The organism is Aeromonas molluscorum 848, from assembly GCF_000388115.1.
Taxonomy (GTDB): Bacteria; Pseudomonadota; Gammaproteobacteria; order Enterobacterales; family Aeromonadaceae; genus Aeromonas; species Aeromonas molluscorum.
Genome location: NZ_AQGQ01000034.1, coordinates 16,233 through 28,045, shown reverse-complemented (window position 1 = coordinate 28,045; position 11,813 = coordinate 16,233). Strand labels below are relative to the sequence as shown.

Sequence of the window (11,813 nt, the reverse complement as noted above, 5' to 3'; positions counted from 1 at the left end):
AACAGGGTATAAAACTATAACCCTAACTGGATTGCTTCGCAAGCCAAACCAGCCGCGCACTGCGCCGTGCTGATGGGGTCGCATTATAGGGGGCCAGTCTGTGATGACAAGCATATTTTGCATGTTTTTTTGATAAAACCTAATTTTGTTTAAATGATGACCACATAATGCTTGCATTTACACCACAGGGAGTCAATGGAGTGCAAAGCCTGGGTCTGCAACCACATTTATACTGTTAGGGGAAGGTGGCTACTTCACCACCTTAACTTAAATGCTCTTCTCTTTTTGAAGCCAACAATAGAAAAGGGCCCTTGAGGGCCCTAGTCATTATGCTTAATGCTTAGATAGAGAAGCTGGAACCGCAACCGCAGGTGGTGGTGGCATTAGGGTTGGTCACCATGAAGCGAGAACCTTCCAGACCTTCACTGTAATCGACGCTGCCGCCGACCAGGTACTGCAGGCTCATGGGATCGATCACCATAGTGACACCGCTCTTCTCAACTACGGTATCGCCATCATTGATCTTCTCATCGAAGGTAAAACCATACTGGAAACCAGAGCAGCCACCGCCCGTGATATACACCCGCAGCTTGAGCTCGGGATTCTCTTCTTCGGTGATCAGGGTCTTCACCTTGTTTGCTGCCGCATCCGTCATCTGGATTGGCAACTGGGCTTCTGCTACTGCACTCATCACTGACCTCACAACCATTGGAACTGCTAAATTATCTAATACCCGACCATTTAGTTCAAGTATTCACCAAGCTAGGCTAACCGGATGTGGCTGGCGACGCCAGCTCAGTCGGAGGCACCATCATAGGTTTGAGTACCTCATTCCATTCAACCAGTAGTTCTTGTGCGGGCTGGCGCCCCTCCTTGGGGATGCCAATCCGGATCCGGTCGGGAACAAACCCATCCGGCAGTTGCCAATCCCCCTCCAGCAATTGAAAGTAACGCAAGGAGTAGCGACCCGCTCCGGCCTTCATTTGCAGATCCCGCCCGCTCAGTATCTTCGGCTCGCCATGTTGGCTTCCCTCAACCCGGATCTGTACCTGACCACGAAACAGCTCGCGCTGCTTGGCTGGCTGAGTCAGTGCCAATCGATAGTGATAACGATTTGGCACGCTACTCTCCTGCACCGTCAGATTATCGATGACCACGCCGCTCTGTTCCCCTTCAGGGCGCATGATCCGCTCGAAGAAGGCTAACTGGCGTTTCAGCTCCTGGGATTGTGACTCTTGGGACTTGAGCTGTTGTTGCAACTGTTCGAAGGCCGCCTGTTGGGTGGCAAGCTGGGTCTGCTTGACCCCAAGATCAGATTCGAGTTTGCCAATGGCCTCGGCCTGACGCGTCAGGGTCTGCTGCTGCACCTCTAGCAAGCTGCCCTGAGCCAACTCCTGACGATTGCCTACAAGGTATCCGGCCAGCAGCCCTATAGCCAAGACGGCGAGCAATGTCCATTTCTGTTTCATGCGTGCACCACCTCGCCCAGTTGATTCATGCTCTGACTTATATAGAAACACTCAGGCCGCCGCACTGTTTTCACCACGGCGCTGCCGTGCGGCCAGGCGCAGGGTGCGCTCCAGAATTTGTGAATAGATAGGGCGGCCGCCCAACCACTGAGCCACTATCGTAGCCCCAATGGTGGTGATCATCATCGGCAAGATGAGCTGATAGTTGTCGGTCATCTCGGTGACCAAGACGATCCCCGTCACGGGAGCACGCACCGTCGCGGCGAATAGTGCCCCCATGCCGGCGATAGCAAAGGCCCCGGGCTCTATGCCAAGCTCGGGGAATGCCGCATGGAAGATATAGCCAAATACCAAACCGAATAAAGTCCCCAGGGCCAGCGTCGGTGCAAATACTCCTCCAGGTGCCCCGGAGCAGAAACAGACCAGGGTTGCCACCAGCCGCACCGAGAAGATGAGAAACAGTGTGGCCATCGCATAGTCACCCGACAGTAGATGCGGTATTAGCTCAGTCCCCCCTCCCGTCACCGATGGCACGAAGATCGCCAGCACGCCAAAGGTGCCCGCCACCAGCATGCCGATGGCCACGAAGCGGTGGCGCTTGTTTTGATGCAGGGCCAGATAACCATCCTGGCAGGCCAACACCAGTTTGTTGAACACGAAACCCAGCACCCCAAAAGCCGCCCCCATGAAGAGAAACAACCAGAGCGCCTTGAGGTCCGGTGCATCATAGTGCGGCAAGGCAATCACAGGATGCTGCCCCTTCATGTTTTGCAGGGTCAGCGTCGCCATCACGGCCGAGATGCTGACCGCCTTGATGGCGAGAAAGGAGTAGCGAAACTGGGGACGCATCTCTTCCATGACAAAGAGTATGCCCGCAAGCGGGGCATTGAAGGCGGCCGCCAACCCACCAGCGGCGCCCGCCGCCAACAGGGCGTGACCATGCTCCTTGGGGAGACGGAAAATATCGGCCACCATTTTGCCGAGGTTGCCTCCGATCTGGACCGAGGGCCCTTCGCGGCCAAGCACCATGCCGGAACTCAAGGTGCAGATACCCCCGAAGAACTTGACCGGCAGCACTCGCCACCAGCGCACGGGGCGCAGATCGTCCATGGCCCCTTCTATCTCGGGGATGCCGGATCCGCCAGCTTCGGGGGCTAAGGCATGAGTCAGAAAGTAACCCGCCATGCCAAGCAGGGCACTGATGCCAAATCCCATGAACAGCAGTTCCCACCAGGGACGATCTGCCAGCAAGCTGCCGCGTTGCGCCACCACCCAACTCACACCGGTTTCGAACAGGCCGCACACCAATCCTGCCAATATGCCGACGACTGCCGCCAGCAAGAGCACCCAGAGGGGCATCTTGTCTTGTTGAATGAGTCGCCGCACCATCCAGCTATGGGAGGATGCCCTTGCCGAATTCGCCATAGAGTGAGTGTCTTGCGCCATGAGAGAAACCATCGCCAGCCGTTAGATGAAACCCGGGCCTGCTGCCCACCAATGGGGCTTTCTGCTATAGTCGGCCCGTTTAAATGTCACTGGGCCGCCAAGTGCGCCGGGTACGAGAGTCATGAGCATACCCTGCCAAGGGCCGACTGCCGAGTCTGGATCCGCCTCTCTCCCCCCAGTGACGGTCAAAATCCCATTAAGGATGATCCATGTCAAAATCAGATCAGCTGTTTGAACAGGCCTGCCAGACCATTCCTGGCGGCGTCAATTCACCGGTGCGCGCCTTCAACGGCGTTGGCGGCACACCCCGCTTCATCGAACGCGCCGACGGTGCCTATCTCTATGATGTGGATGGCCAATCCTATGTCGACTACATAGGCTCCTGGGGCCCCATGCTGCTCGGCCACAACCACCCGACCATCAAGGCCGCGGTCATAGCCGCCGTCGAGAAAGGACTCAGCTACGGGGCGCCCACCGAGATTGAAGTGCTGATGGCCCAGAAGGTACGCGAACTCGTGCCCTCCATGGAACAGGTACGCATGGTCAACTCCGGCACTGAGGCAACCATGAGCGCCATCCGTCTGGCTCGTGGCTACACCGGCCGCGACAAGATTGTGAAGTTTGAAGGGTGCTACCACGGGCATGCCGACTCCCTGCTGGTCAAGGCTGGCTCCGGCGCCCTCACCCTGGGCCAACCCAACAGCCCCGGCGTCCCTGCCGATTTTGCCAAGCACACCCTCACCTGCGTGTTCAATAATCTGGACTCGGTTCGCGAAGCCTTCAACCAGTACGGCAGCGAAATTGCCTGCATCATAGTGGAGCCAGTGGCGGGCAACATGAACTGTATCCCGCCCCTGCCCGGCTTCTTGCAAGGGCTGCGCGCCATCTGCGACGAATTTGGCGCCCTGCTGATCCTGGATGAGGTGATGACAGGCTTTCGGGTCGCCCTCGGCGGGGCCCAGGCCCACTACGGCATAGACCCGGACTTGACCACCCTTGGCAAGATCATCGGCGCGGGCATGCCGGTGGGCGCCTTCGGTGGCAAGAAGAAGGTGATGCAGCACATAGCACCGACCGGTCCTGTCTACCAGGCCGGCACTCTGTCCGGCAACCCGGTCGCCATGGCCGCCGGTCTCGCCATGCTGGATCTGCTGCAAGCCCCTGGCCTGCATCAGCAGCTGGCCGAGAAGACGGCCGCCGTGGCCGAGGGCCTCAAGGCCGCAGCCGCCAGACATGGCATTCCCCTCGCTATCACCTATGTGGGCGGTATGTTCGGTTTCTTCTTCACCGAGGAGACCGAGATCAGTCGTTTTGAACAGGTGACCCGCTGCGACATGGAACGCTTCAAGCGCTTCTATCACCTCATGCTGGAAGAGGGTATCTACCTGGCACCCAGCGCCTATGAAGCCGGCTTCCTCTCCCTGGCCCATGGCGAGCGGGAGATAGCCCACACCCTGGCGGCGGCGGACCGTAGCTTCGCCAAGCTGGCCCAAGCATAAATCCGACCACATGATGCAAGGGGCCCACGGGCCCCTTTTTCTGGGTATCGTCATGCAGCCTGAAACCCGAGCCGCACGCCTGCCGGCCCTCGCGCAGGCCTCCTTTGCACCAAGCTGGTGCCAAAGCCCCAACTTGCCTCACGATTTCATCATCAAACTGCCACCAGAGGGTCATTTCTGTTCGTCAGGCTGGGCCCGTAACTTGCAACCCTAGCTTGCAACATACGTCATCCACACGGCATTACTCTGGAGGTCCCCATGGCTAACATGAGCCCTATCGATCTCATCCGTCGCTATCAGGAGTACGAGCCCGAGCTGCGTCTGCTGTTGCTGGGCTTAGTCCAGCACTCGGGCAAGGATCTGGCACGCTACCCCTTCGTGCTGAACACTCGTTCGCAAAACGGCCCCACAGCTATCTTGCCCCCCTACCCCACGAGCCAGGGGGAGCTGCACCTGCAGGTACGGGGCGAAGGTATCCTCATCACCCTCAGCCTGCAGGAGCTGATCGCCTGGTTGATGGGGGATAAACAACGCCGCAAACTCACCCCCTGGTTCAAAGGGGTCTATGTATTGCTCAGCCTGGCGCTGTTTCTCATTGTTGCCAGCCTGATCTGGCATGGATTGCATGAACTCTACCTGCTCGCCTGCGGCGAGAGCAGCAACCGGCTTGGGGCCTTCAGCGCCATCATCTTCCTGACTCTGGCTCTGGCGGTATTCGATCTGGGTAAAACCATATTGGAGGAGGAGGTGCTGCTCCATAAGGACATCTTTCGCCACAGCGCCATTCGCCGCACCATCACCCGTTTCATTGCCGCCATCTTGATCGCCGTCTCCATCGAGGGGCTCTTGCTGCTGTTCAAGGGGTCCCTCGGCCAGACCGAGCTGCTCTGGCCTGCCGTGGGGGTGATGGTCTGCGCCGTTGGGCTATTGGTTGGCCTTGGCTTGTATGTCTTTCTCGGTGCTCGTGCCGAAGCGGCCCTGGTCCAGGCCAGCCAGCGGCCCTCGTCCTCAGTGGCGCCCGCCGGGAGTCGACGTTTTCTCCGGCGAAATGAGGCGCAGCGCGGCAGCTGAGTGGCGCCTTGGCAATCGGTGCAACAACGGGAAGGAAGAAGCCGTACGGCTCTGCTATTACTTGTTGTCGGGGGCCCGTCCCTCGTCTCATCGACTTAACCCTGGTCATTTCGCGACGACCAATGTCGTCGATGAGCCTAAACCCAAAGCGAGTCGGCCTATGCCGACTCGCTTTTCAATTTAGGACTGACCAGAAGGTGATACCTCATTAGTCCAAACAATGCTCAATGTCATTGGGGACAGGGGATCTGCCTGCCTCCATCATGGCTTTAATCGCAGTAAAACTGTCAAAAGCGGTATTGGCTGCGACCCTATTGACCGCCCATCCCGGTAACTTGCCACCAGGATGGGTATAAGTCTCAAGCCGGATCAGGCTCCCCCCTTTTCCCAGGGGATCGGCCTGCCATACCCCATGACTGGCGCGGATCCGCACCAATCCCTTGGTGGGGGGCAAGGCATCAGGTTCGGCCCACACCCGCAGGGTAAACCCGCACCCGGACAACCAGCTCAGTCGGGAATGGGTGATGAGCTCCCTGTCCTTGGCAGGCCAGGGCGCCGCCAATCGGGTGTAGACCAGATCCTCGTCCGGCCCCGGGTGAGACAGCAGTCGTACCTCCCGGCTACCCGGCAACCACAATTTGTGACGATTGGTGTCACGCAGCACCGCCAACAGTGCCGCCGGCCTGGCCTGGACCTGCATTTCCAGCTTGAGTGCCTGAAAGGGCCCCGGTGGGTTGGGTCTGCTCCAGAGCGTGACGCCCCCCTGCTCCCGCTGCAGCGTCCAGCCGGGCTCGGCGCAGACAGGCCCGCCCAATAGCAGCAACAGGACACTGGCTACGCCTCTTTGCGTCCATCTCATCATGGGGTCCTCCTGACCTGTGGCATTGTTTTGCTGCGTTGAGGGAGTGAGTCGACTGTGCGGCTCAAGGCTCGATGGATTGTCAGCGCTGTTCGACCAGCTCGAGGGGCAAGCCATCGGGATCGGCAAAGAAGGTGAAGCGGCAACCGGTCAGCTCATCCACCCGGATAGGCTCCACCTCGATATCACAGGCGGCAAGATGGGCCAGCACGGGTTCCAGTGCCGTGACCTTGAACGCCAGATGGCGCAGACCGCACGCCTCCGGGCGGTCTGCTCTGGCTGGCGGCGCCGGGAAACTGAACAGCTCAATCTGGCTGCCGTCCGGCAATGCCAGGTCCAGCTTCCATGATTGGCGCGCCTCACGCAGGGTCTCGGCCAGGATCGGCAAGCCCAGGATTTCATGATAGAAACGCCGGGAAGCCGGATAGTCGCTGGCAATGATGGCCAGATGATGGATACCGCCAAGCAGGGCTGATGTCATGAAAGCTCCCAAAAAGATGGGCTGCCATTGCAGCCCATCACAGGTTAGTTGAAGAAACCGCCGAACCACTGGTCCAGAGCATTGGTCGGGTTGCCGCCGCAGCTGGCAGGAGGCGGCAGGTCTGCCACCTTGGCTGGTACTTGCATGCTACCAGGGCAGTTGGCTGATACCCGGGTGCCGCTGGTGCGAGCGAAACTAGCCCAAGTGACTCCTTGCGGCATATTGAGGGTCAGGCTGTTGACTCCCCGCTGGTTCAGGTAGCCGCTGAACAGCTGAAGCGCGCCGCTCGAACCGGTCAAGCCCGCCGAGGTGTTGTCATCGCGGCCAACCCAGATGCTGACCAGTTCGCTGTTATCCATGCCGGCAAACCAGGAGTCACGCAATTCGTTGGTGGTTCCCGTCTTGCCCGCCATGACGATGCCCGGGAAACGCGCGCTCAGGGAGCGTGCCGTGCCCTCGCTGACCGTCTTGGTCATGGCGAACAGCGTCAGCCAGCTGGCATCCTGATCCGCAACCCGCTTGGCACTCTGGCCATGCTGATAAATCAGCTTGCCATCACCCCCCACCACGGCCCGAATGGCCGATAACGACTGGGTCATGCCCTGGTTGGCGATGGGCAGATACATCTGGTTCACCTCCAGAGGGGAGAGCGCCACTGCCCCCAGCACCAAAGAGGGATAAGGCTGGATCTCCTGCTCGACGCCGAGCTTGTGCAAGGTGTCGACCACCTTGTCCAAGCCCACCTGCAACCCCAGATTGACGGTCGGTACGTTGAGGGAGTGGGCAAGCGCCTCCATCAAGGGCACGCTCTGGCGGAACTTGCGGTCATAGTTCTGCGGTGTCCACAACTGACCATCCTGGCCACGAATGCGGATCGGCTGATCCTTGAGCGGCGTGCCCAGGGTCAAGCCATTGGAGAGACCGGTAAGATAGACGGCAGGCTTGACGAGGGAGCCTATCTGGCGACGGGCATCAATCGCCCGGTTGAATCCGGCATAACGGGGATCCCGTCCACCCACCAGGGCGACCACTTCACCCTTGTGCCAGTCGGAAACCACCATGGCCGCCTCCAGCCGCTTCTTGCCACGCTGCTTCTCTATCTGGGTCAACCCCGACTCCACCGACTGCTCGGCGGCATGCTGGGCGATAGGATCCAGGCTGGTGAAGATCTTGAGACCTGACTGGCTCAGCAAGTCGGCACCGAAGCGGGTCTGCACCTCGCGCTTGAGCAGATTCATGAAGGCCGGGGTGCGGCCATAGCTCATCTTGCCGCGGGGGATGATGCCCAGCGGCTGCTTGCTGGCAAGCTCGTATTCCGCCTGGGTCAGGCTACCGTGCTCGCTGAGCAGTTTGAGCACCAGGTCGCGACGGGCCTTGGCCCGTTCCGGGTAACGCCAGGGATCATAATAGGAGGGCCCTTTGACCAGGCCGACCAGCAGGGCAACCTGATCTATCTCCAGCTCGTTGACCGGCACGCCGAAGTAGAAATAGGAGGCGAGCCCGAAGCCATAGACACCTTGCGAGAAGTTCTGACCGAGATAGACCTCGTTGAGATAGGCCTCCAGGATCTCGTCCTTGCTGTAGCGATAGTCAATGAGCACCGCCATGTAGGCTTCCTGTAGCTTGCGCCACAGACTGCGCTCCCGGGTCAGGAAGAAGTTCTTGGCGAGCTGCTGGGTAAGGGTACTCCCCCCCTGCACTGTGCGCCCGGCCAGCACGTTCGCCGCCATGGCGCGCATGATGGCGACCGGGCTGACACCGCCATGCTGATAGAAGTCGCGGTCCTCCGTGGTCAGCAGGGTCACCAGCAGGCTATCCGGAACCTCGGCAATGCGTACCAGCAGGCGATCTTCTCGCCCCTCCGGATTGAGTCTGTCCAGCAACACCGGGTCCATCTGGGCATAACCCAGCTGACGCTGATTCTCCATGGACTGGATCTTGTCCAGACGCGGCCCGTTGAAGGTGAGGCGCATGGCACGGGCCTTGTCGGCACCGTCATAAAAATCGAACGGACGACGTACCAGCTCTATGCTGCTGCCATCCACCCTATATTCGCCAGGAGAGTGAGGTTGACGCACCGGTTTGTAGCTCAGCATCTTGAGCTCGCGCATCATCTGGTCACGGGACAGTCGCTGCCCCGGATAGAGTTCCAACGGACGGCTATACACCATGACCGGCAGTTGCCACTTCTCGCCATCGAAGCGATCGCGCACCTTGGTGTCCAGGTAGATGCCAAACACCACCAGGAAGGCGGCAGCCACCAGCGAGAGTTTGACCCCCAGCCAGAACAGAGTGCGCCACAGGGTGCTTTTGGGCGCGGCCTTCTTCGGGCTACGCTTGCGTTTTTGGGTTGCCATGAATCCTCATTCTTCTTGTCACCAGCCCCTGCATCCGGGGGCATCCGCCTGCCTGTCACAGGCCCGCTTGGCGGGCCGCGTTGAGATGGTTATGCCTGTCTTGTCTGCCATGCCCTGATCTCATCAGGCTAGCTACTGCTGCATTCGCTTCTTGGTCACGCTGGTCGGCATTGCCTCCAGCGGGTTGTCCGGCCAGTAGTGACGGGGGTAACGGCCCTTCATCTCTTTCTTTACCTCGCCATAGGAACCCACCCAGAATGCCGCCAGATCGGCGGTGATCTGCAGCGGGCGACGCGCCGGGGAGAGCAGCTCCACCACCAGGGCCACCCGCCCCTCGGCGACCCGGGGCGTGCTGGCCTGACCAAACATCTCCTGGATCCGCACCGGGATGACGGGCGCCTGACCAGGCTCATAGCGAATGCGTACCCGGCTGCCGGTCGGGGCGGTGAAGTGGCTAGGTAGCGCCTCATCCAGCCGTTTGGGCAGGGGCCAGGGCAAAGCCTGACGTAAAATATCGTTCAAATCCAATTTCTTGAGTTGCTCAAGCCGAGTCATGCCGCCCAGCGCAGGCAGCAGCCACTGCTCCAGCCCAGCCAGCAGGCTGACATCATCCATCGGCGGCCAACCCGCCTCCGGCAGCCAGTCGGCGGCACAACGCAGCCGGGCCAGCAACCCTTCGCTCGCCTCATTCCAGGGCAATACATGCAGCCCCTTACGACGGATGCCTTGCAGCAGGCAACGTCCTTTCTGCTCATCGGACAACTCGGTCAGCGGCCGCTGGCCGAGCACCAGCTCGCCGATCACCTGCTGCCGCTCGGCCCGCACCCGCTCCTCACGCTCGTCCCAGTCAAACCAGTCCCGGGTCGAGACCAGCTCGGGCAGTTGACGCGCCAGTTCATCCAGATTGATCGGCTCGGCAATGAAGATGCGGCTGCCCCGCTCGTTCTGACCCAGCTCGACGGCAACCAGCGCCGCTTGCCCCTGGCAGCTGTGCCCCTCGACCAGATCGCAGCTCAGGCCACCGCTTAATTGATAGCGGCTACCGGATCTCAGCTTGCCGATACGATCAGGCCAGGCCAGGGCACAGAGCAGACCCAGCCATTGCCCTTGCGGGCTGGCGGGCCGTTGTTCGAGTCGCTTGAACCAGCGTTCGGCCTGGGATCTCAGCGCCCCCTGGCGCCGGGCAAACAGCACGGACAGGCGTTCGGATCCTCGCAGATCTTCCTCCAGCAGCGCCACCAGATAAACGGCATCGGCGACAATCCCTGACAGACCATCCGCCGCCAGTGCCTTGGCAGCGAGCAGCATCCGAGCCAGACGAGGATGGCAGCCCAGAGCGGCCATGGCACGCCCTGCCGGGGTGAGTTGCTGCTCGCCCGGCTTGAGGGCCCCCAGGGTCTCCAGCAACCGCTGGGCGGCGGCCAATGCCGGGGCCGGCGGCATATCCAGCAGCGGAAGCGACTCGACCCTGGCCCCCCACTGGGCCGCATCCAGCAGCAACCCCGTCAGCTCCTGGGTCAGGATGTCCGGCGGGCTCTGCTCGGCGAGGCGCTCCTGCCCTTCGCTGCTCCACAGTCGGTAGCAGACCCCGGGGCCCAGTCGACCGGCCCGGCCTGCCCGCTGGGTCGCCGATGCCCTGGCTATCTGACGGGTCTCGAGCCGGGTGACCCCGCTCTTGAGATCGACACTGGCACGCCGCTCCAGGCCACAGTCGATGACAATGTGAATCCCCTCTATAGTCAGCGAGGTCTCGGCCACATTGGTGGTGAGCACCAGCTTGCGCTGCCCGGCCGGGGCCGGGGCAATCGCCGCCTGCTGCGCTCCCATGTCGAGCCGACCATAAAGGGGGGCAAGGCGCACCCCCTCTGGCAGCCGTTCGGCGAGCCAGATCGCCAGCCGCTCTATCTCCCCTTGCCCCGGCAGGAACACCAGGGCGCTGCCTGGATGCGCGGTCAGGGCTTCGAGTACCACGGCACCGGCCTGGGGTTCAAGCCACTGCTGGCGGTTGATGGGTCTGTAGTGATAGTCGATGGGAAAACCCCGCCCCTCTGAGCGAATGACGGGGGCGTCCGGCAGCAGCCGCTCCAGCGCCATGCCATCCAGGGTTGCCGACATCACCAACAACTTGAGATCTTCCCGGAGCCCCTGCTGGCTCTCGATGGCAAAAGCCAGCGCGGTATCTGCATGCAGACTGCGTTCATGGAACTCGTCGAAGATGACCAGCGAGATGCCAGTCAACTCGGGATCCTGCTGCAACATGCGAGTCAGTACCCCTTCGGTCACTATTTCCAGCCGGGTCTGCTTGCTGACCCTGCTTTCTCCCCGCACCCGCAGACCGATGCGCTCCCCCACGTTCTCGCCGAGTTGGGCGGCAAGGAAGCTGGCAATGTTGCGTGCCGCCAGGCGCCGGGGTTCGAGCATGATGATGCGGCCGGGCAGCAGATCCTGGCGTACCAGCTCCAGGGGCAGCAGGGTCGACTTGCCTGCACCGGGGGGAGCTTGCAATATGACGCTGTTGTGCTCGCCAAGGGCGGCAAAGAGCGCGGGCAGCACTGAAACGATGGGGAGTTGAGACAAAGCGGCGAAAACCTTCTGTAACTGGCTTAAAAACGCCGCCTATTCTGCCATAGA

The 11,813-nt window shown here is 60.8% G+C and carries 9 protein-coding genes; 2 read left to right on the top strand and 7 right to left on the bottom strand.

Translation table 11 applies throughout. The features are described 5' to 3' along the window. Positions 1 to 340: 340 nt before the first annotated feature. The 3 genes from erpA to clcA form a co-directional block, all read right to left on the bottom strand. The gene (erpA, locus tag G113_RS07430) at positions 341 to 691 is read right to left on the bottom strand and encodes an iron-sulfur cluster insertion protein ErpA (RefSeq protein ID WP_005897870.1); all 351 of its coding nucleotides are present in this window, start codon (positions 689 to 691) and stop codon (positions 341 to 343) included. 76 nt (positions 692 to 767) lie between these two features. Further along, positions 768 to 1,469, bottom strand: a complete 702-nt coding sequence (locus G113_RS07425) for a DUF6776 family protein (protein WP_005897868.1) — start codon at positions 1,467 to 1,469, stop codon at positions 768 to 770. A gap of 51 nt (positions 1,470 to 1,520) precedes the next feature. Beyond that, entirely contained in the window at positions 1,521 to 2,894 is a 1,374-nt protein-coding gene (clcA, locus tag G113_RS07420) for a H(+)/Cl(-) exchange transporter ClcA (RefSeq protein ID WP_269077627.1), read from the bottom strand. A 230-nt stretch (positions 2,895 to 3,124) separates the two neighbouring features. Between clcA and hemL the strand changes: the two genes are divergently transcribed. Beyond that, positions 3,125 to 4,414, top strand: a complete 1,290-nt coding sequence (hemL, locus tag G113_RS07415) for a glutamate-1-semialdehyde 2,1-aminomutase (RefSeq protein WP_005897864.1) — start codon at positions 3,125 to 3,127, stop codon at positions 4,412 to 4,414. A 258-nt stretch (positions 4,415 to 4,672) separates the two neighbouring features. Then, positions 4,673 to 5,485, top strand: coding sequence for a hypothetical protein (locus G113_RS07410; protein WP_005897860.1), 813 nt, complete (start codon positions 4,673 to 4,675; stop codon positions 5,483 to 5,485). Between the two features lie 208 nt (positions 5,486 to 5,693). Here the strand turns inward: G113_RS07410 and G113_RS07405 are convergent, their stop codons facing one another. The 4 genes from G113_RS07405 to hrpB form a co-directional block, all read right to left on the bottom strand. Beyond that, a complete protein-coding gene (locus tag G113_RS07405) occupies positions 5,694 to 6,347 on the bottom strand; it encodes an START domain-containing protein (protein ID WP_005897858.1) in 654 nt (217 codons plus the stop codon). A 79-nt stretch (positions 6,348 to 6,426) separates the two neighbouring features. Beyond that, on the bottom strand, positions 6,427 to 6,825 hold the full coding sequence (gloA2, locus tag G113_RS07400; protein ID WP_005897856.1) for an SMU1112c/YaeR family gloxylase I-like metalloprotein: 399 nt from the start codon (positions 6,823 to 6,825) through the stop codon (positions 6,427 to 6,429). A gap of 44 nt (positions 6,826 to 6,869) precedes the next feature. Continuing rightward, complete coding sequence (gene mrcB / locus G113_RS07395; protein WP_005897854.1) at positions 6,870 to 9,182, bottom strand: penicillin-binding protein 1B; 2,313 nt, start codon at positions 9,180 to 9,182, stop codon at positions 6,870 to 6,872. A 132-nt stretch (positions 9,183 to 9,314) separates the two neighbouring features. Next, a complete protein-coding gene (gene hrpB / locus G113_RS07390; protein ID WP_005897852.1) occupies positions 9,315 to 11,759 on the bottom strand; it encodes an ATP-dependent helicase HrpB in 2,445 nt (814 codons plus the stop codon). Positions 11,760 to 11,813: the final 54 nt, after the last annotated feature.